General features: G+C 40.5%; 17 protein-coding genes. 8 read left to right on the top strand and 9 right to left on the bottom strand.

Annotated elements, in window-relative coordinates; all coding sequences use genetic code 11:
* Nucleotides 1-1140: a cysteine desulfurase family protein gene (locus QZ998_RS03140; protein WP_296557935.1), complete on the top strand. Its 1140-nt coding sequence runs from the start codon at nucleotides 1-3 to the stop codon at nucleotides 1138-1140.
* A 17-nt stretch (nucleotides 1141-1157) separates the two neighbouring features.
* Here the strand turns inward: QZ998_RS03140 and QZ998_RS03135 are convergent, their stop codons facing one another.
* From QZ998_RS03135 to ade, 4 genes are all read right to left on the bottom strand, one after another.
* Nucleotides 1158-2105 carry an O-methyltransferase gene (locus QZ998_RS03135; RefSeq protein WP_296557933.1) on the bottom strand — a complete coding sequence of 316 codons (948 nt, stop codon included), beginning with the start codon at nucleotides 2103-2105 and terminating at the stop codon, nucleotides 1158-1160.
* The gene (locus tag QZ998_RS03130; protein WP_296557931.1) at nucleotides 2098-3441 is read right to left on the bottom strand and encodes an ATP-binding protein; all 1344 of its coding nucleotides are present in this window, start codon (nucleotides 3439-3441) and stop codon (nucleotides 2098-2100) included. Before QZ998_RS03130 ends, QZ998_RS03135 begins: the two co-directional genes overlap by 8 nt.
* Before the next feature lie 125 nt (nucleotides 3442-3566).
* Complete coding sequence (locus QZ998_RS03125) at nucleotides 3567-5492, bottom strand: DUF262 domain-containing protein (protein ID WP_296557930.1); 1926 nt, start codon at nucleotides 5490-5492, stop codon at nucleotides 3567-3569.
* Between the two features lie 188 nt (nucleotides 5493-5680).
* A complete protein-coding gene (gene ade / locus QZ998_RS03120) occupies nucleotides 5681-7396 on the bottom strand; it encodes an adenine deaminase (protein ID WP_296557929.1) in 1716 nt (571 codons plus the stop codon).
* 232 nt (nucleotides 7397-7628) lie between these two features.
* Between ade and QZ998_RS03115 the strand changes: the two genes are divergently transcribed.
* Complete coding sequence (locus QZ998_RS03115; RefSeq protein WP_296557928.1) at nucleotides 7629-8366, top strand: flavin reductase; 738 nt, start codon at nucleotides 7629-7631, stop codon at nucleotides 8364-8366.
* A 37-nt stretch (nucleotides 8367-8403) separates the two neighbouring features.
* Here QZ998_RS03115 and QZ998_RS03110 read toward each other — a convergent pair whose 3' ends face one another.
* Complete coding sequence (locus QZ998_RS03110) at nucleotides 8404-9480, bottom strand: DUF1611 domain-containing protein (RefSeq protein ID WP_296557927.1); 1077 nt, start codon at nucleotides 9478-9480, stop codon at nucleotides 8404-8406.
* A 297-nt stretch (nucleotides 9481-9777) separates the two neighbouring features.
* Here QZ998_RS03110 and QZ998_RS03105 point away from each other — a divergent pair, with 297 nt between their 5' ends.
* Genes QZ998_RS03105 through QZ998_RS03095 form a run of 3 tightly spaced genes read left to right on the top strand, consistent with a single transcriptional unit; the run spans nucleotide 9778 to nucleotide 11606 of the window.
* The gene (locus QZ998_RS03105; protein WP_296557925.1) at nucleotides 9778-10410 is read left to right on the top strand and encodes a TetR/AcrR family transcriptional regulator; all 633 of its coding nucleotides are present in this window, start codon (nucleotides 9778-9780) and stop codon (nucleotides 10408-10410) included.
* Complete coding sequence (locus QZ998_RS03100; RefSeq protein ID WP_296557923.1) at nucleotides 10407-10676, top strand: DUF2087 domain-containing protein; 270 nt, start codon at nucleotides 10407-10409, stop codon at nucleotides 10674-10676. Before QZ998_RS03105 ends, QZ998_RS03100 begins: the two co-directional genes overlap by 4 nt.
* A 6-nt stretch (nucleotides 10677-10682) precedes the next feature.
* Entirely contained in the window at nucleotides 10683-11606 is a 924-nt protein-coding gene (locus QZ998_RS03095; RefSeq protein WP_296557922.1) for an alpha/beta hydrolase, read from the top strand.
* 118 nt (nucleotides 11607-11724) lie between these two features.
* Here the strand turns inward: QZ998_RS03095 and QZ998_RS03090 are convergent, their stop codons facing one another.
* The 4 genes from QZ998_RS03090 to QZ998_RS03075 form a co-directional block, all read right to left on the bottom strand.
* Nucleotides 11725-13176, bottom strand: a complete 1452-nt coding sequence (locus tag QZ998_RS03090) for a sigma 54-interacting transcriptional regulator (RefSeq protein ID WP_296557921.1) — start codon at nucleotides 13174-13176, stop codon at nucleotides 11725-11727.
* A 144-nt stretch (nucleotides 13177-13320) separates the two neighbouring features.
* Nucleotides 13321-14736, bottom strand: a complete 1416-nt coding sequence (locus QZ998_RS03085) for a trimethylamine methyltransferase family protein (protein WP_296557920.1) — start codon at nucleotides 14734-14736, stop codon at nucleotides 13321-13323.
* A gap of 42 nt (nucleotides 14737-14778) precedes the next feature.
* A complete protein-coding gene (locus QZ998_RS03080) occupies nucleotides 14779-16209 on the bottom strand; it encodes a trimethylamine methyltransferase family protein (protein ID WP_296557918.1) in 1431 nt (476 codons plus the stop codon).
* A gap of 58 nt (nucleotides 16210-16267) precedes the next feature.
* Nucleotides 16268-17047 (bottom strand): aspartate/glutamate racemase family protein, encoded by a 780-nt coding sequence (locus tag QZ998_RS03075; RefSeq protein ID WP_296557917.1) that lies wholly within the window; start codon nucleotides 17045-17047, stop codon nucleotides 16268-16270.
* Nucleotides 17048-17726: 679 nt separating this feature from the next.
* Here QZ998_RS03075 and QZ998_RS03070 point away from each other — a divergent pair.
* The 3 genes from QZ998_RS03070 to panB form a co-directional block, all read left to right on the top strand.
* The gene (locus tag QZ998_RS03070; protein WP_296557916.1) at nucleotides 17727-19367 is read left to right on the top strand and encodes a BCCT family transporter; all 1641 of its coding nucleotides are present in this window, start codon (nucleotides 17727-17729) and stop codon (nucleotides 19365-19367) included.
* A gap of 399 nt (nucleotides 19368-19766) precedes the next feature.
* The gene (locus QZ998_RS03065) at nucleotides 19767-20984 is read left to right on the top strand and encodes an NAD/NADP octopine/nopaline dehydrogenase family protein (RefSeq protein ID WP_296557915.1); all 1218 of its coding nucleotides are present in this window, start codon (nucleotides 19767-19769) and stop codon (nucleotides 20982-20984) included.
* 133 nt (nucleotides 20985-21117) lie between these two features.
* The coding region (gene panB, locus QZ998_RS03060; RefSeq protein ID WP_296557914.1) for a 3-methyl-2-oxobutanoate hydroxymethyltransferase at nucleotides 21118-21862 on the top strand (745 nt) is incomplete at its 3' end.

The raw sequence follows: 21862 nt of genomic DNA, 5'->3' as shown, positions 1-21862 counted from the left end.
GTGAGTATTTACTTAGATTATAATGCATCTACGCCAATAGAAGAGAGAGTATTAGATTTAATGATACGAGGTTATCGTGAATATTTTGGAAATGCTGACAGTCGTACTCATTTACATGGACAAAATGCAAGTAGCGAAGTAGAAAATGCACGACATCAAGTAGCGTCGCTACTAGGCGTGTCAAACAATGAAATTGTTTTTACTAGTGGTGCTACAGAAAGTAATAACTTGGCCATTTTAGGACTTGAGGAGTATGGTTTAGATGTAAATAAGAGACATGTGATAACAACGTCAATTGAACATAAAGCGATTCTGGAGTCGGCTAAACATTTGGAAAAAAAAGGTTTTGAAGTTGAGCTCATCAATCCAAATTCGGATGGATTAATTAATCCATCCCATTTGATTTCAAGAATTCGTCCCGACACGCTATTGGTAAGTGTACAACATGTTAACAATGAAACTGGTATCATTCAACCAGTGAAGGAAATAGGTGATACATTATGGGAAACGGATGTTTTGTTCCACATTGATGCAGTACAAAGTTGCGGTAAACTTGTTGAAGAGATAAAGTTATTGAAATATAATCTGATGTCTATATCGTCACATAAAATGCGTGGTCCACAAGGAATCGGTGCTTTAATTCTACGCAGCAAAGATAGTAAAAAAGTGCCAATAAGACCAATTATTTTTGGTGGAGGTCATGAAGGTGGGTTTCGCGCTGGTACTCTGCCAGTTGCCTTAATTATGGGGTTTGGTAAAGCTTGTGAAATTGCACAAAATGAATATAAGGAAAACCAGGTTTTGTATAGGCATAATAAACAGCGAATTATGGAATCAATTCTAGCATCAGATATCAGTTATTCAATTAATGGTGATCGATCATATTGTATGGATAATACTTTGAATGTCAGTTTTTTAGGTATTGATTCAGAGGCTCTTATGATTGCTACAAAGCAATACTGTAGTATTTCTAATGGTTCAGCATGTACTTCGAAAGATTACAGTCACAGTCATGTACTAGTAGCTATGGGGCTCGATCAACAGCGAATTGAAAGTGCTATTCGTTTAAGTTGGGGGAGCGTCCTTATTGAGCCAGATTTGATTGAACCGTTTTTTTCATTTGTGCAACAACAACAATAATGTTTGGGCAATTGAAATCATGTAAAAAGTGAGGTTTCTAAATAGAACGGATAATAGCGATATACTTTTGCAATTTGCTTTATGTGTTCCGCTGTTAGACCGGGTATTTCGATTTTAGATAAATCTTCACAAGGCAGATATTCAAATATTTTAATTGCTTCTTTATAGGTTAATGGTGGGATTTTAAGACTATAAGGCTCGGTATTTTGCTCGGTTATTATGAAATCCAAATGTGAGAAATCAAGTTTTTGATAATTTATAATATCGCTTTCATTTAGAATGATGCCGCCGATGGTTGTCATTTCACAGCCATCTTGATAAATAATGTCAATTAATTGTATATATGTCATACCAGTTCTTATTGAGATAGCATTATCAATAGTGTTATTTATTGGCCTACATTGTGTAAAATGTTTGTTTTTTTCAGCAAAATCTTTTGAAGTAAGACTAGTGGGGTAATATTCTTCTAACTTCTTTCTTAAGAAGTTTTCTCTTGCTTTAGCCCAATTAGTGGTTGGAGTAGGCCAAGACGAATTAAAAGAGAAAAAGAACATGCTACCTGATGGAAGCTTTGATATTATTGTTTCGATGTCTTCTAACATAGATTTATTAAGTTGGCTATCATAATCTAACCAAACAATCGATCGAATTGTTTCTGTCCAGTTTAGTTTTGGTAATACCTCGCTCGAATAACCATATTGCATTTCAATACAGTTTAGTGGTTTATTGAATTCGTACTTTTGAGTATTTTCGTTGTCAGCTTCAATGCTGACCATTTTTTTGAAACCAAATTCGCGATGAAATAACAAAAAATCTGCAAAATATTTAGCACCCATACCAATGTATTGATAATGATGCAAATCAAAAAGTCGATTTATACTACTAAAAAGGTGGCAAAACATTCGACGTTCAATAGTTTTTTGCTGCCGTAGATAATAGTTTATTTTCATATCTGTATCAGGCATTTTCGATTGCCTCCATTTCAATATAATACTCAAATGTCTTTTGACCAACATCTTTATAGTTACTTGCATCTAAAGAAACTTTGACTTTATCTGCGAGCTTTTTTTCAACTTTATATGTTATTGTCGACATTGGAACTCTTGCAGAATCCTTTTTAATTTCTTGAGAACAGGGTTCGATAAACGAGATATTTGTTTTAGCAGGGATCTCTTCCGCAGAAAAATAGTGGATTTGGGTAACAGGTTGTTTTCGTAGTTCTTTTGTGACCTCTGTGCGTATTTCTTCATCAAGATTTGCAAGCTTTTTTAGTTCAGATGTTATTATTTTAAAAGCATCAATCATATGCGGTCGGGTTTCTTTGTAAATATCCGAAGAACTGTCTATTCCGGTTTTAGATGTATTCCAAGGCAATAAGTCGGGATAGATGCTAGTAAAAAAAACAAAACCTCTAAATGTTGCATAATCGTTATGGTATTTAATACCGTCAGAGTCTTTGTAATCTTTCCATGTTGTCAGAGATGATTTGTCCGCTGATATTACTTCTCTGTTATTGCAATAAACATACCAACCTGCTTTGTCTGGCATTGTTTCAGCAGATATACCGGCTAAGATCGTTGCGGTTATGTTGTTTGACTGGAATGTAAACTTATATGGCGAAACATTACCGCCGTGAATGATGGATAAAAAAGCACCATCAATTTTGATACCATTGATAGTAATTGTTAATCCTTTGCTAATTTCGGAACTTGTTCGCCGTTGGACAATATTTATGACTTCTTTGATAAATGGATTATATTGAAAACTTTGAGAAATACCGGGAAACAAATTTTTGACTGTAATTTTAGTACCGCATTTTTCAACATCGTTTAAGACTTTGTCATTAGATTCAGTTAGGATAAAATCCCAATCATCTTCTTTTATCCAATCCCCAACATTTACTTTCAGAAGAAAACTTGAATCTTTTGCTATAGATGAAATTTCAAATTCACGTCCAATTTTGAACAGTGATCTTTTCATACCAATGCCAAAAGTGCCTGTTGTCTCAACTCGTTCTTCACTATCTCTAGCAGACTGTGGTTTGCCAAATACGAAAGCGTAATAACGCGCAACTAACAAATCGATTCCACCACAATTATCTTCAATTTCAAAAAATTCTTTGTTAAAAGTTACGTTTATGAAAAATTCATCGTACTTTTCTTTTTTTTGTCTTTTAATTCCATCAATGGAATTATCTATGAGTTCTACAATTGCATCCGACAATTGAATATCTCTAGTTATCATTGAAACAAAGAATTCTTTTGTAGGGCCAGCCTTGACCTTGATAATTTCACTTTCCATTTTATTTATTTCTCCTAACATATGCTGATTAAATCAGTTTATTTGATTTGGTTTCTTGAGGGGGTGTATTACCTATTATTAATATATATGTTTCGTTTATTGTCATGAATTTTTGCAACAAATTCTTAATTATTGTTTTGAAAAGTTTCTTGTAATGCGGAAGTTATTGAATCATATAGCTTATCTTGCTGCTCATCACTAAAGTAATCAAAAATAAATATTTTGTATTGTTCTTTGATTACATCAATCGATTGATTTTTTTCTTTATGCGATGCAAGTTCAATGTAGGAACTCAATGCTTCAATGTGATTAATATATAGTTGAACATGATTAGGAACATTCGTCAAATAAAACTCCTTCATTAGCGAAATTTTTTCAACGATATCTTTTTGATCTAGTTTTTCATTAAGTTCTCTATTTAATATTAAGCAGTTTGTCATTTGATTTTTTAAATGAGAAGATGGCTTTAAATTGCTCTTACTTTCGCTTAAAAGTTTTTTCATAGAGAAAGTAAACTTATTTGTTGGATGGATCCAAGTGATATTCATTTCTGAGTTGTCATGTATTAAAAGATGTTCTCGAGAGTAAGCATTTTCTTTGCAATATAAGTCTTTAAGAAAGTTTTCATTTGCAACGTAGTTATCGGTTATAGAAAAAAGAAAATACGCAATATCAGATTTGTAAGTTCTGAACTGAATATAGTCATTGAGGTAGGCAGCTCTTAAAGTTTTTATTGCCATAATAATTGAAGCTATTTTATCTTTAGCATTTTTCTCAGTATTATTAAGTTCATCAATAATTGTATGATCTATATATCGTTTTACTTTAGAATGACTACTTACTATGAATAAAAATGAATAAGAAAAATAGTTAGTTATGAGTTTCTTGAATTCGGGATAGGTAATATTGTTTTTTAATTCATCATCACCTAATAAATAATGGATACACATAAAGAGTGGAAACTTTTGATAAGTAGCGGATTTATTAAACAATATATTTTGTGACATTTGACGCAAAATTTTGTTGTTATGAGCTTCATACTTGTGACTTTTTGCATCCAAGCAGATATCCTCAAATGTGTAAGATTCTTTAGCTAAATTATCACTAAATGTAGTAATATGATTACCATAAGCAATCATATCTTGTAGTAGAGCCTTTGTTTCCGTATTATTTTTTCCTTCAAGAAAATGTTTTCCTCTTGGAGACAAATTTTCAGTAATACTGTAAGTGCTAGGTTTTGATAAAAGATAATAGTACAAATATTGGCTGGTATCTTTAGTGTCTTTATACCCGAATATTTCAAAAAGTTTTGTATATCTTCGTATATCTGTCCACTGAGATTTCAATTCTTCATGATTTGCGGGAAAATAGTTTTTAAAACAATAGCCTTTGAAAATATCTGAAACATCCAATAACTGAGACTTGAAATTGATATCTAGAAATATTTCTTCAATTGAATCATTTTGTCGTCCTCCAGTTTCGCCGATTAATACAAGAAATTGACAGTCTAATACTTTTTTCTGAAAATTCAAAAAATCTGCGATTCCATCTAATTCTGAAGCTATTTTTAAATAAAGTTCATTAAATGTAGATTTCTGAAAATAAATATCGCTTTCATCTTTAATATCAATATGTATTGAATTGGAGTTTTCTTTTAAGTATTCACCAATTGTATCATTTTCTAATACTAGTTTTCCATTGCGTTTTAGATACTCCGCAATAACCTTTTGTTCTTCACTTAAATCTGTTTCTGTAGGATTTCTATTTTTGTTATACAGTGCCAATAGAAATAGCATAATAGTTGTGATACGTTGTTGCCCATCAACTATTTCATAATAATCTGAAACTTTGTTAAGAATAATATTGCCTAAGAATTTGTCTCTATTATTTATATCATTAAACAAAGTAATAACTCGCTCACTATCCCATTTGTACTCCCTTTGATATTTTGGTATAACATATCGCAGTCTGTTTTGATCAAAGTTTGGTTCATTGGTTTTGTTCATTTTAAAAAACTCATCAACACTAGTGATAAACGATTCCATTATCATAACAAGCGCTCCTCATAATTTATTAGATTCTCGAGAAACCATTCTTTGCTCGAAAGTTCATGGGATTTACTCTTCGAAAAATATGTTCATAGTATAGCACTAAATAAAAATTATGGAAAGAAATTAATTATATTCAACTTAAGCACCAATTTACATATTAATATCCTCCACAGTGCAATAACTAAAACTCATGATCTAATCAATCGAAAGGCCTCCACATCAAAAAGCCCCAGATCAGTCAGGCGCAGGGCGGGGATCACCGGCAAGGCCATAAAGGAGAGGGTAATAAAGGGATCAACCCCAACTGCGACCCCTAATTGGTGGGCGCTTAAAATAAGCGAAGCGACCTTTTTTTGAACCACCTCGCCTGAATCAAGACTGATCAAACCGGCTAGCGTCAGCGGGACTGTTCCAATGATGCGGTGATTGCCGACGACCACATAGCCGCCACCAATTTCAGCCAGGTGATTGACCGCCAGCAGGATATCGGCATCATTATCGCCAACCACAATAATATTATGGGAGTCATGAGCGACAGTGGTGGCAATGGCACCGTTTTGAATCCCAAAGCCCTTGATTGCGGCCACCCCGACATTGCCGCTATGACCATGCCGTTCAATCACGCAAAGTTTATTGTAGGTTGCGTTGGGGGTAAAAAAGCCGTCTTTGCCAGGCAGGCTTTCCAGCAGATGACAGGTTTCAATCTGACCGTTAACAATGCCAATGACATGATTTTTGGAGGCCAGCTTTAAGCGCAGTTTTTCCGGGTTGAGAGTCTTAATATGAACGGAATCAAGGAGCTGCGGATCAATCTGATGATCGGGCTGATCTTCCCAGAGGGTCTCGTCGACCAGCCGTCCATTCTGATAGACCTGTTCTACCTGCATCGTTCCGAGATCGGATAGGATCACCAGATCGGCCTGGTAGCCGGGAGCAATGGCGCCAAGTTTTTTTAGCCCGTAGGCTCGGGCGGTATTGATAGTCGCCATCTTGATGGCCTTGATCGGGCACAGCCCCAGATCAATGGCCTGTTTAATATTCCAGCGGATATGTCCTTGCTGATGGATGTCGTCTAAATGCTTGTCGTCGGTACAGAATAAGAACCGATCAATCGGTAAATTCTTTTTCAACAAGCCACGGATGATCGCATCTAGATTTTTGGCAGCGGAACCTTCCCGAACCAGAATATAAAAACCAGCCCGCAGTTTTTCCAGGGCTTCACAAAAAGTGGTCGATTCGTGTTCACTGTGGATGCCGCAACAGGCATAGGCCTGCAGTGGTTTTCCCGAAAGACCGGGGCCGTGGCCATCAGAAATCATGTGCTGGCACAGCGTCAGCTTATCAAGGATTTCCGCCGCGCCGCTTAAAACATCGGGAAAACACATCACTTCGCCGAGTCCCAGAATCCGCGGATGATCGAGGTAGGGATGCATATCAGCGGCTCCAAAAGGACCGGCACCGTTTGTTTCAAAGGGGGTAGCGGGCACCGAAGAGGGGAGCATCATAAAAACCGTTAAGGGGAGCTGCTTAGTGGCGTTTAATAGATAGTCGAGCCCTTTTTTTCCGGCCGCGTTGACAATCTCATGGGGATCAGCAATAATGGTCGTGGTACCGGTGGGAACAATCGCCCGAGCCAGTTCAAAGGGGGTAACCATACTGGACTCAATGTGCATATGGGCATCAATGAATCCGGGAACAAGATATTTTCCGGCCAGATCAACTTCTTCAACCCCATCATAGGAACCGCTTCCGACAATGGTGCCATTGTTGACAGCCAGATCAGCCAAAGTGATTTCTTCAGAAAATACGTTGAGAATCCGAGCGTTCTTAAAAACGAGATCAGCTTTTTCCAAACCTTTGGCTACGGCAATATTTTTTTTGAGCATTTCTTGATATTTTCTCATCTTCCATCCTATCTGTAATAAGCAAGTTTGTACTAACAATCTTCCTTGTTGTGATAAGTTATTATAACCTGATATTGTCCTTTTTTTACAAAAAAAAGCAATTTCTATATAAATATCGGTGAAAAAGGGTTATAATGACAATCAGAACATCAATTTATTCCTGTACTTCAATTTGCTTATAAATTATAATAGTTATAAAGCAGATAGTAATTCTAAGAAAGTGGTGAACTAAATGAAAAAATGGCGCTGCACAGTATGCAATTATGTACATGAAGGTGATACTCCCCCAGACAAGTGCCCGATTTGTGGAGTGGGACCGGATAAGTTTGTTTTAATCGAAGAGTCAGAAGTCAGCGATTCTGCTAAAGAAAAAAAATGGCGCTGTACCGTTTGTAATTACATCCATGTGGGTGAAACCCCTCCCGATGTTTGTCCGGTTTGCGGCGTGGGTCCGGAAAAATTTGTGCTAGTCGAAGCAGTTGATGATGGTTTAACCGATAAAGAAAGAGAGGCCTTGCAGACCTTATTGTTTAATGTCAGTTATGGCTTATATATTGTTTCATCAGTAAAAGATGAAAAACTCAATGGGATGGTTTCCAATACCTTTATTCAGGTCACCAATACCCCTTTAAAAGCCAGCGTTTGCCTGGGTAAAGGAACCTTGACAGCTGAATATGTTAGAGAATCTGGGGTCTTTGGAGCCTCCATTCTGGGCAAGGATAATCTTGAGCTGATCAAACATTTTGGCTATCAGAGCGGCCGAGATGTCGAAAAGTTCAAAACGCTCAGCTATATTACCGGCAAAACGGGCTGTCCCGGCCTACTGGAAACCCTCTGCTTTATTGAATGTGAAGTGGAACAGACCATCGATTTGGGCACCCACTATATGTTTATCGGCAAGGTCGTTGACGGCGACGGATTCAGCAAAGACGAACCGATGACCTATGCTTATTATCACGCTAACCGATAGAATAAAAAAAACCATGCGAAAAATCGCATGGTTTTTTTTAATTGGTGGTTTTTTCTTTTAATTCAGGGAAGGCATCTAAAACAGCCTTAACCAATTTATTACAGCCATGCATCAGTGTATCTGTCGTGGGCAAGAGATAGTCTTGCTCATAAGCCTTGATGGTATCAGCCACTTCATTTTCGTCCATATCATCATGATTGATCGTAATTGCAATAACCTTAGCCTCGGAGAAGCGTTCAATCAGTTCAATTTCACTGGCCAGGGTGGGCATTGGCAGATAATCAAAATCGACCCGGTTTTCGCGCTTGGGCGGATGCTGAACAACGATGCCATCCGGCTTTCCGCCGCGGATAATGGCGCAGGAGCTGATAAAAGCGGGATGGCTGAGGGCACCTTGACCTTCGAGAATGATCACATCTGGTTTTTCATGGATATTGGCCTCGACTACCGCGTTTTCGAGTTCGCCAGTCATAAATTCAGAGGGAATGGCGTCCAGAGCGATACCGTATTTTTCACCTTGTATCAATGAGGTCTGACCGGTGCCGATAAAGCTGGCCCGCAGCCCCCGTTCTTTCAGGGCGGCAATCAGCATCATCGCGGTGGTGCGTTTACCGACGGCGCAATCGGTACCGAGGATGGCGATTTTGGGGGTTTTTACATTCAAAATATCCCCGGTGAATAGGTGCAGGTAGCGGTTGGCTAGCGGTTTTCGGATATCATAAAGTTTAACCCGATAACGCTTAGCCTGCTGCTTGAATTCGGCATCTTCAGAAATAAATTCATGGAGACCATTGACAATATCCATGCCTAAAGACATGGCATTGAGAAAAATACGCCGTTCCTTGATCGATAAGATCGCGTCTTTTGGCGCGATGCCATAAATAAAATACTTGGGGACTTCGCTTAATTGATCGATGGCTTCGGATAAATCCCGGTAAATCGGGATACCATTGTCAATTCCTTCTAATACTTTTCCGGCATCCAGTCCTCTTTTGGTGCTGTCTATCACACATGTGATCTGGTATTTTTGAGAACGTCGGATTAAACCATTGGCAGTTTTTCCATCGGATTCACCAAATTGACCTTCACAGTAGAGTAAAGCTTTTTCTTTCATAGAGTTTAGCACTCCTTTCGCGTGACAAGAACAAGTTCTTTACAAGTCAAACGATGAGTTTAAATGTTCCTAATGTGTTTGAGAATAAAGGCAGTTCGATATGCACTAGTTTAATGATACCACATAAAATGTTAAATAAACGCTTCCTTAAGAAAAGCCAGAAATTAGACGCATTTCCTGAGCAAACTCCAGCAGAATGAGGATCAGATTTTGATCAAAAATCTAATTTGTGTATTGACAAAAATTATCCCGGATGATATATTGAATATAAATTCAATATATCATCCGGGAGGGATTATGGCTCGATCAAAGGAACAAAATGAAAGAATGCGGGAAACCCGCAAAGAAAAAATTCGCAATGCCGCCCTGTTACAATTTGTCAAACAAGGTTTGTCTGCCACCCGGATCCAAGATATTGCAACAGAAGCTGGAATCGCTCAGGGGCTGTTATATCATTATTATCCATCAAAAGAAGAAATTTTTGTAGACCTCATCAATGATGCATTGGATAAGACCATTGAAGCATCCTATTCGGTACGGGATATGGAAACAGGCCCAGGAGAAAAAATTCGCTTTGCCCTGGAAAGACTAGTTGAAACCATTGAGCACAGTCAAACATTTTTAGACACCTGTCGCTTGATTACCCAGGCTACCAATTCAACGGCAATTCCTCAGCAGGCTCAGGTTCTTATCCAGGAAAAAAGGAATATCCCCTATCAGGTCATCGAAAAAATCATCGCAGCAGGACAAATAGAAGGAACCATTGTCGCTGGTGATCCCAAAATGTTGTCGATTTTTTTCTGGACCAGTATCAATGGCCTGGCCATATATTATTCAACTAACAATAATCGGGAGGTGAAACTGGATTATCGGGTGATTGCATCAATGTTTTTAATTAAAAATGAAAAAGAAGAAGAGGGAGAAAAATGATCCAAAAAATCAAACCGTTCTTAAATGAAGAAGGGAAAATTAAGCAGATTCCTGCCAAGCAATCAAAAAAAATGCTGGTATATGAATACTTGGCAGAAAAGTTTGATGACGATCAGGAATATCCAGAAAGATCTGTCAATCAATTAATTAATTCGTGGCACACCTTTGGGGATTGTATTCTATTAAGACGCGGATTAGTGGAAAGTGGATTTTTATGTCGATTGCCAGATGGCAGTAAGTATTGGCGAAATAAAGAAAAGGAATAAATTTACATGAGTATAAAAGCAAAAATGATCCACACCACCATCAAATACCGGCATCTCTTTAAAGGGCAGATGCGCCCGGAAGTGATTGATAAAGCGACCTCAATCGCAAAGCTGCGACAAGACTGTGATGAAACGGCTGAACTTTTTTTTAAAGCAATTCCAGGAATCAGTTTTAAACCCAGTGACTATGAAGATTTTTACGCAGAATGGGTTGAAATAGAAAATACCCCGAAAGAAAAGGCGGTTCTGTATTTTCATGGCGGCGGTTTCGTAATGGGCAATGCCAGGTCTCATCGAAATATTGTCGGGAACTTTGTTAAGCATCTGGGCATCAAGGCATTAGCCTTTAACTATCGGCTGGCACCGGAACATCCGGCTCCGGCCGCGGTCAATGATTCAGTAGCGATCTACTCTTGGCTGCTAGAAGAGGGATACCAACCACAGAACATCGCTTTTGCCGGAGATTCGGCTGGCGGCGGGATTGCTTTAGCCACCCTGCTAAAATGCAAGGATGATGGACTACCCTTGCCGGGGGTCTGTGCGGTGTTTTCACCGTGTACCGATATGACGCTTTCAGGAGCATCTCATAAAAGCCGGGAAAAGGCTGATCCCTGCACCCCCAAAGGAGCAAATGAGACCTATTTGGCCCATTATGTTGGTGGCGGTGAGCCCAAACATCCTTATGCATCGCCACTTTTTGGAGATTTAAGCGGTCTACCGCCGACTATCATTCAAGTTGGAAATAATGAAACACTGAGAGACGATTCAACCCGTTTTGCCAAAAAAGCTAAGGCAGCTGGTGTTGACGTTGAGATTAAAGTCTGGAAAGGAATGTTTCATTGCTTTCCACTACTGGCGCCGATGTTTCCAGAAGCATCTGAAGCCCTGGAAGAGGTCAGTCAATTTATCAGAAAAAAGCTGGAGCCTTGAGGTAAACTTATTAAGCGATGGAGTTAAGATGCTTGAGAGATATTAAGTTAAAAAAAGACTTCCGCTAATATTCCAGCGGAAACCTTTTTTGAGCATCAACTTTTATAGGCTAGCTTTCTTAAAGTCTGTCTTCAGCATCTTTAATGCCATGCAAACGGATCTTATACTGCAGATTCTGGCGCGAAATGCCCAGCTCTTTGGCGCTTTTTGAAATGTTTTGATGATTGTCTTCTAATACCTCGATAATCATTTGTTTTTCGATTTTGTTGAGGGTGTTTTTGAGGTTTTTATCATCACTGCTGGCGGCCAGATACTTTTCGCAGATCTTTTTATCGCTGATGTTTTTTCGCAAATAGGAGGGTAACAGTTCCGGGGTCAGGATGGTATCCTGGTATTTAGACAGATAGATGGCATGGGTAATGGCATGTTTCAATTCGCGGATATTTCCCGGCCAGTCATGGTAAAGTAGAATCTCCTGTGCCGATAAAGAAATAGTAAAGAGCTGTTTTCCCATAGCGGCGGCTTCGGTGGTTAAAAAGGTTCGAGCCAGATTGATGATATCCTGTTTCCGATCTTTAAGAGCCGGTAAATGAATCGAAAAAACAGCCAGCCGATAAAACAAATCAGCGCGGAGACGATTTTCTTCGATCGCTTTTAAAGGATCCTGATTAAGGGCACTCAACAATCGGACATTAGCAGATATTTCCTTATGACCGCCGACTTTTCGGTAGTTTCCGGTTTCCAGAACCCGGAGCAGCTTCGACTGAAGTTCTAAATTCATCGAGTTGATCTCGTCCAGAAAGATGGTGCCGCCTTCGGCAGTTTCCAAAAGTCCGATTGAATCGACGGCCCCGGTGAAAGAACCCTTAACCGTCCCAAAAAGTGAGCTTTCCAGTAAATTTTCAGGAATTGCACTACAGTTGATCGCTACAAAAGGCTTGCTCACCTGGGCACTGGCGTTATGAATGCTTTGGGCAAAAACTTCCTTACCGGTTCCGGTAGGTCCGGCGATCAGGATCGGTGCGGTATTCTGAGCGGCGATTTGGGCATGGTGAATACATTCTAATAGGTTAGGACTAGTTCCGATGATGTCTTTGAAGGTAAATTGGGTGCCGTTGTTTTTAATCTGCTGCGTATTTAGATCACTTTGCAGTTTTTTAATGGTGCTCGACATATGAATATAGGCAGAAATATCCCGATAGATACAAATAGCAGCAGAAACCTTTTTGGGATCTTTTCTTGAAAAGATTGGATAGGTGCTGCTGATCACATCGGCAATTTTCCCAGAAGGGGAAGTATACTTGACATGCACATCCTGGACCTTTTTACCGGTTTTTAAGACCAGCGATTCCATCGATTCGTTTTCAAGATAGTCATAGATGTCTGACATGTTTTTGCCAATCACATCTTCACGCTTCATGTTTTCGATTAGCTCACAGCCTTTTGAATAGCAAACAATCTTTCCGTCACTATCAACCACGTGAATACAGACATCTTCAATTCGCTCGACATCCTGAATCGGAAAAAAGGTTTGGCTTGTCTTGATAATCGCTTCTTTTTCAGAGCTCATTTCACAGCCCTCCATTTCGGGGTTTGCTGACTTTGATAATATAATAACATGAATTCCCCAAAAATTATATAGGCAAACTCAATATAGGCAACCTCTATGGCGAGGTTGCCTGGGTGTTATTAAAAAGCCTAAAAGGATCAGATCCTACAAATATTTTTTTTCGATCTTTTCAATCTCAGCAAGAATCGCTGGATCCAAAGCGGGAACAACATGGGACGTTAGAATCGTATCAATTTTAGCATTCACCATTTCCATCACATCGGACTGATCGGGGTTGACCATCCGACGTTTAAAGAATTCCGGATACCAGATGGTTCGGAAATTTTTAAGGGTGTGTTTTTCGTTCAGATAGTGACCGCCCTGGCCGACCCCTTTAATAACATCCATGGCCAGGGTTTTTTCGGTGACCTCAACACCCTTGGAATAAGCCGACAGTTGATCAATCATTTCATTGGCCAATACCACCATTGCTGGAGCCACCGAGTTACAATGATCTAAGACGCCGACATCGTGAATCAGATTAGCCTTGCTTAAGATGGTCGAGAAGAGTTCCATTTGGACTTCAGCGACTGACTGGGGATCAATGGTTTTAGCATCACTGCAGCCAGCGGTTCCATAAAATGGCAGGTTATAGTAGTTGGCCAGTTCAGAGGCGGCAGCGATCGATTTATGGAATTCAGGGGCACCATAGGAGCCGATCGTGGTCTGCATATCAAAAATTGTTGGCATCGAACCGTAGATCATTGGTGCGCCCTCATTAACAGCCTGGGTAATGACCACGCCGGCCAGGATTTCAGCATTATTTTGAGTCAAGGCCGCGGCGATCGAAAGCGGCGCAGTTCCGCCCATCATTGAATATGGCATATAAACAACCGGAATCTTATTGGTTGCACTGATAAATAATTTTTCGGTGCTTTCGACTGGGTGAGTCAGCGGCGGAATCGGTTCACAGTAATTAAAGATGAAGGGTTTTTCAGCCAGCTCCTTGTGCCCACCAGCGACAATCGCAGCAATATCAATGATTTCCTGGAGCGACCCGATATCATTGGTTGAAAAGTTAATCGTTTTATCAAAGTTTTTTAGGGTTTCGATGAAAGTTATCTGTGACTGAACCTTGGGATCAACATCGGCACACATGCCCACCGATAAGACGAAACTGATATTGGATAAGGCACTGGCAATTTTACACATGTCCTTAATATCCGATTTAACAAAGGGACGGGCGGTGTTTGTTTTATAATCCAGAATTTCTAATTGATCGGAGTGGGTTCCAAAATAGACATTGTTTTGGTTGTTGATGACCATGCTTTTTTGACCATCGCGGTTATAAAGGGTTATTTCTTTGGGAATGGTATTAAGGGCTTTATCGACAACGGCTTTGGGAAATTTGACCAGATTACCGTCAACTGTACAGCCGTATTTTTTTAAACAATCAATGGTGCGATCACCAGTAACCTGCATCCCAAAATTTTCCAGCAGATCCATGCTCTTTTCATGAATCATTTCAATTTTGGTCTGATTTAAAACATTAAATTCAATATTTCTTTGTGTTGTTTCCATTGTTATCTCCTAAAAATTAATTTTGTTTAGATCTGATTTTATTTAGATCCGCTCCCGATAATTGGCGGGGATGTAGTCATTCAAAAGATCAGCTTGTTCGCTGGTAATATCCGGTGGCGTATAGCTGGCCAAGCGCTCTTTAACAGCAGCCTGGACATCTCTGAGAACCGGTTTACTGCCGTGTTCCTGCCATTGATTGGGATCTTCCTTGTTGAAAAATTTAGGAACAAAAAATTCCTCTTTGAACATTTTTGGGGTACGACCCTGGAGGAAGTTACCGCGCGGGCCAATTTTGGCAATCAGATCATGACAAAGATAGCTTTCCTCGGTTTTGATTCCGCTCAGAAGCCGGCGGTTCATTCGGTAGGTGTCTTCATCAACTAGGAATTTTTCAAAGCTCAGGATATTAAAGCTACCCATGATCCCACAGGAATGGAGCACCAGATCTGGAGCGGCTTCAAGGGTTGAGCGAATCATCATATCGGATTCAATCCCGGCCTGGATATCAAAATCCTTGGCATCACTTAAGCCGCCACCGGTACGGCAGGGAAGTTTATAAAAATCTGCCAGTCCCCGGGTAGCATAAGCAATCAAGGCGGTTTCAGGGGCACCGATGCTGAGTTGAACCGTCCGCAGGTTGGTTGAGGCTGAAGTCTGTCCGTATACGACTGGCAGTCCGGGTTTAACCAACTGCGACATGACCATCCCGGCTAAAACTTCAGCATTTGTCATCGCAATCAGTCCGGCCACCGATGGCGGACCAGTTAGGACGGGCATCGCACAAGGGGAAAACCAGACCGGTTGATTCATTTCAGCGGCAATTAGGAACTTATCCAGCGGATCATGGTCAAAGCATAAGGGCGATAGTGAATTAACATGGATAATATTATTATAAACACCGCTGCGGCCTTCAAATTTTTCAATCAGCTCCAGACCTTCTTTAAAGGACTCCCGAACCCCGGATTTTAAGGGGAAGGTATTGGCCATCAAATGCAAGGCGGTTTTATTGGAATACTTTAAGATCATCGCAATCGGACTGAATACCCGTTCTTCCAGAGTCAGGCTTTTGTCATCGAGGAAAATATTAAAGTAGTTACAGTTGATGACATCACTGGTATCCGACAGTTTAAACTGATCAACTGTATCATCATTGGTCATTTTATGTAAATGACCCTCTTCCAGACGGAAAATATTGCCGATGCCAGGCATCAAAATCAGGCTCCCGCCGCCGAGGGTATGATTTCCTTTGGAATTTTCAATCGTAAAGCTCTCGGGTATGGTTGAAATTGCGGTCATGATCATTTTTTCATCGAGAAAGACGGTATTCCCATCAATCCGAGCACCGTGAGCTTTAAAAATATCGAGAATTTCCGGGTGTTCAAATTTTATCCCAACTTCGTTTAGGATCCGCAGTGATTCCTCGTGAATGATCTGCACATCGGATTTTGATACATATTTTTCATATGGTTTCATGGTTTTACTTCCTTTTCTTAGTAGTGAGTAGCGATCACTTTAGCCGATCATTAAAAGTTTAGATATGACCGTAGTAATCACGATGAGCAACGCATGAATAAGCATAGTCAAGCAAGGTTCCCCAACTAAATACTGGTAAATCGACAGCCCGTTGAATTGCTCTGGCAAAGGGCTGCATGCCAGTACATTCTAACATGATCGCCTTAATATCGGGGTGTTTAGCAATAAATTCTTTGGTAATCCGAATCATGTCCTGCTCCGATTCTTCATAGTAGCTTTCTGGTATTTCTGGTCGTTTTTCATGATCCCAAAGGGTGTCAAACTGCGGACAACCATATTCGTCCTGGGCGCCGGCAATGTAGAAGTTACTATTGACGTCAATCCCCACTTTTTCCAGATGGGTATTGGTCAAGAAACGTTTTTGGGCACAAATGATCCCAACCGCATTGGTCGGTCCAATCAGTTGTTGAATAAAGGGAACCTGCAGCAGACTGGACATGAAAACAGGGATATCGACAGCCGCGGCAACGTCTTGTTGGAAATAGGCAAAATAGCCGCATTCGGCGGCAATCGCACGACAGCCCATCCGCTCCAGGTTTTTGGCAGCCTGGACAATTGGTTCACGGCAGGGGCTTTTATCTTGTTCCCATACCAGTGTGTAATTATCAACACCCTTGGCTATTTCGTATTGAATCGGAAAACCCCAGGCACTAGCATTGCGGACATCGCCTGGAAAACCGGGATAAGCATCATCTAATACCATGATTCCAATACCCATACCGTAACAGGTATGGTTTTTTCGGGTCGTCATGTAATTCATTCTTAAATCTCTTTGCATTTCTTCCTCCTAAAAATTTTGGGATGTTTGAATTGTAGCGAGTTGACATTAAAACAAGCAAGGTTTATGCCAAAATAAAATAATCAGAAAAAAAGCGGCTCATTTGCCATCGAAACATCGATAAATAAAATTTTACGAAAAGCGATCAATTATCATAGCAGAACTATCCCAGGGCACGATCATATCAGTGCAGGTTTGCAGCTGTTACGGTATAATAAGAAAAGCAATATCAGTGAGAAATTAGAGGTGCTGATCTAAAAATTGCCAATTAATATCGATGAAAGGCAAAAATAGCCTTAAATTAAGCGAAATACACCTGCAAAAAATGACGACATGCAAAATAAAGTGACAATTAGAGCAGAATCGCATAGCAATCGGATTCTATGCAAAGGTTTTCAAGAGCTTGGCTAATTAGCTGCATAATATTTTGCAGGATCTTTTCCAAATCGAAAACTAAGACCCCAAATACCCCTTGTTTTCACGATATTTTAATAATTTGATTATTTTACGAATTGGCATGAAGCTTGCTTTAATTATTGACATCCTATCAATGTGTGAAATTCAGACAGGGAGGTGTTGATTTTAGGTTTAAGTGAGATGTGTGGGGTTCGTTTGATTGAAATCATGATAACCAGGTCAGACAGATTAAAAAAGTTTAAAAATCAGAAGGAGAGAGTTTATGTTAAAAAGAATACGTATTGTACCAGTTTTGATTCCAATCGTATTAATGGGAATTATCCTTATTATCGGTTTCTTTTCACCAGATGAATTTACAACCATAATGACCGATTTCTTTATCGCATTAATGGCAAATGCCGGATGGATGGTTTCACTGGGAGTATTAATTTTTGTTGGTTGTATGGTGTTGTTATTTGTACATCCCTTTGGCAGTATTAAATTTGGAGGAGCAAACGCAAAACCCAAATATCGAACCTGGATCTGGTGGGCGATTTCGCTTTGTGCCGGGATTGGTACCGGGATTGTTTTCTGGGGAGCGACCGAGCCACTGATGCACGCCTTTGCGCCACCACCATCGGTCGGTCTCGAAGCAGGCAGTCTCGACGCGATTATCTGGGGGATGGGTAAATCCTTCTTACATTGGTCCTTTTCACCTTATTCCATCTATGCCGTAGCGGGAATCGCCATTGGTTATGCTTACTATAATATGAACAAAAGCTACACCGCCAGTGCCGGCCTTGTTTATTTAAATGATGGTAAAGAGCTCAATTCAAAAATCAATACAGTTATTGATGGTATTATTCTTTTCGCCATTTGTGGTGGTGTAGCCGGATCGCTGGGATATGGGCTGCTGCAAATTGGTAGCGGACTTAATTTCGTCTTCGGCATTGAACCAGGTCCGGTGGTATGGGCGGTGATCGCCTGTGTCATTATTGCATCCTATACGATTTCTAGTGCAACCGGTTTGGATCGTGGGATTTCCTGGTTAAGTGACAAGAACGCCTGGATTTTTATTGCCCTGATGATCTTTGTTTTGATCACTGGCCCAACAGCCTATATTTTCAATCTGTTTACCCAATCATTTGGGAACTTTATTAATACCTTTATCGATTCCAGCTTATTTACCCAACCCGTTCTGGACAGTGATTTATGGCCCCAATGGTGGGATATGTACTGGATGGTCGACTGGTTATCCTTTGGACCAATTGTTGGTTTATTCCTGGTTAAATTATCCTATGGCCGGACCATTCGCGAGTTTATTACCGTCAATGTTATTCTGCCAGCCATGTTCGGCATTTTATGGTTCAGTATTTTTGGCGGCCTGGCTTTAGACCTTCAATTAAGAGGCGTTGCCGATATGTCAGGATTCCTGGCTGATAATGGTGCCCAGGCGTTTATGATGTATATCTTTGAATTTTTGCCATTCACCGAATTAATTCGCATCATTATGCTGGTAACCATCGGTTTATCGTTCATTACCCTGGCAGATTCGATGACATCGACGATCTCGACCATGTCATTAAAACAGTCAAAAGGTGTCAAAGAAGCGCCGCTGCCAATCAAAGTTTTCTGGGGCGTATTTATTGGTTTAATTTCGCTGGTATTTGTTATCAGTGGCGGGATTGACGGGATCAAGATCGTTAAGACAATTGCCGGTTTCCCGATCCTCTTTATCGAATTGGCGATGATTCTCGGCTTCCTCTACCATTTGTTCTCAGGCAAGCTTAAACGAGACGAAGTAGAATATGCCGATTTTATGGAGCAGGAGGCTGTAGCCGCCGCTGATGAAGCCGCCGCCGAGCTGGCCGATCCGAAAATTCATAAAAAATGGTTCAATTTGGATGAGCAAAAAAAGAAATAACTAAAGTGATTCAAAAAAGTGAGAGCATGAAGCCAATTGGTGAGCTGCTCTTGCTTTTTTAAACAATTAAAGGTGCTGGTGAGCCGCTCTTGGCTGACCTTTAAGCTGCAAAATACGCATGCATGCAAAATATCATGGCACCAATTAGAATGGCTTAAAAATGACTTTCTATAAGCTTAAGACAATAAAAAAACAATCTAAAAGCAGCAGCTGCCTAAAATTTTGCAGTAATTTTTAAGAAGCGTGAAGTGCAGTGGAAAAAGGCTTTTAGAAGCCCATCGATTAGCAAAAGTAAATCGTACAGCTAGAAATTAATGTTGGCACAAACCTTGCTTGTTTATTAGTGTTAGGAAAACGATTAATCAATTTAATAATTGAGATGATAAAAGGAGAAAAAATATGGCGGACATGAGTTATTTAAAAGACAAAGCAATTGCAGTATTAGGTGCTGGTGCAGTAGGAAAGGCAATTGCCGGAGACTGTGCCTTAGGGGGAGCAAAGGTAAGAATTTGTGATTTAGAACCCTTTGCCGAGAAAACATTAATGAATGTCGAAAAAGTCGGGATTAAATTCTTTGGCGAACAGGTCAATCTTTATGGCTTTGAACGAGAAGGTTTTGCCAAAATGGATAAGGTCACCACCGATGTGGCGGAAGCAGTCAAGGGCGCCGGTATTATAGTGATCGCAACCCCAACCTTTGGACACAAACCATTTTTTGAAAAACTGATTCCCTGTCTCGAAGATGGTCAGGTCATTCATATTTTTCCCGACAATTTCGGTAGCTTAGTCTTACGCAAAATGATGCGCGAAGCCGGCTGTACTAAAAATGTTATCGTCGGCGGCTGGTCAAGCTCAACCTATGGTAGTCGGGTGGAAATACCTGGTGGGGTCATTACCCATAAGATTCGAGTATACTATCGGGCGATCACACTACGGGGCGCAGCGATGCCAGCAAGTGATACCGAAGCCTTTGTTGAAAGCTCTAAATACCTGCCATCAATGGATGCGGTAACTGGTGGCGATGGCGCGGTAGCCGGAGATACGGTTTTAGATACTGGCTTCTCCAATGTTAATCCGGTGCTACACTGCCCTGGCGCGATCTTGGGCGTATCAACGATGGAAAACTTTGGCACGATTTTTGGCGAAGACAAATACAAATTCTCGATCTATTCCCATGCTTACTGCCCATCCATTTCACAGGTTCAGTATACCTTCTATCAAGAAGAATGTACCCTGGCTGACACCATTGGGGTGGGGATTCAACCCTATGAAAAAGAACATTTCTTCTCGCGTGAAAATGTCTTAGGACAGGAATATATGGGCCTTGACTACTTGATTCCGTTTGATAAACAAGATCCAATCCAATACGGTACCGGACCATTTACGATGGAAAATCGCTATATCACTGAAGATATTCCGGTGGGATGCTATGTTTATCAACAGTTAGGCGATGTCTATGGAGTTAATACACCAGTGGTCGACTCAATGATCAGTTTGGCGTCAGCAATTCTGGGCAGAGATTTAACCGCTAATGGTTATACCCTGGAATATCTTGGCATTGATAAGATGAATAAAGAAGAGCTTAACGATTATTTAAGAACCGGAAAACTTAAGTAAGACAAGTTTTGGCCTGATCAGGAAACGAAAAATAAAGACCCCAGGCTGCCATCGGCCGTATCAGCTGATGGCCAGGGGGGCCTTTAAGCGGCAGAACCGACCTGCGGTTAATTAAAATAATAAGGAGTTTATCATGAAAAAAAGCATTATTAATTTTAGAGAAATGGCCGAAAGAAAAGAAAAGATTGTTTATATCACCGGTTATGATTATTTAACCGCTAAATATGAAGAACGCGCTGGCGTTGATATGATCCTGGTAGGGGATTCACTGGGAATGGTCACATTAGGCTACGAAACCACTTTTCCGGTCACCATGGACGATATGATTGCCCATTCCTCAGCGGTCCGGCGAGGCGCCCCCAATACCTTTATTATTGGTGATATGCCCTACATGTCCTATCAGATTTCTAACGAGGAAGCGGTCTTTAATGCCGGTCGTTTTACCAAAGAATCGCTAGTCGATGCCATTAAACTGGAAGGCGGCACCGATTCGGTGTGTGAACGGATTCGGGCAATTTCTGATGTCGGTATTCTGGTGATGGGTCATATTGGTTTAACCCCCCAATTTGCAGCGCAAATGGGCGGCTACAAGGCGCAGGGAAAAAGCGCTGGTGCGGCGATGGAATTGTTGCGACAGGCACTGGCCATTGAAGCGGCAGGAGCTTCCTTTATCCTGGTTGAAGGGGTACCGGCAGTGGTTGGTAAGGCCATTACCGAGCGCCTGAGTATTCCGGTACTGGGAATAGGCGCTGGTTCGCATACCGATGGACAATTATTGATCTATGCCGATATGGTTGGCTACTATGATGATTTCACCCCTAAATTTGTTAAAAAATATGCCAATGTTGGAGCAGAGTTATTAAAAGGATTTACTGCTT

The sequence above is a fragment of the uncultured Acetobacterium sp. genome (assembly GCF_927416815.1).
In the GTDB taxonomy this organism is placed as follows: domain Bacteria; phylum Bacillota; class Clostridia; order Eubacteriales; family Eubacteriaceae; genus Acetobacterium.
Note: the sequence above shows the minus strand (reverse complement) of the source record. Positions and strands in the feature narration are given on the sequence as shown.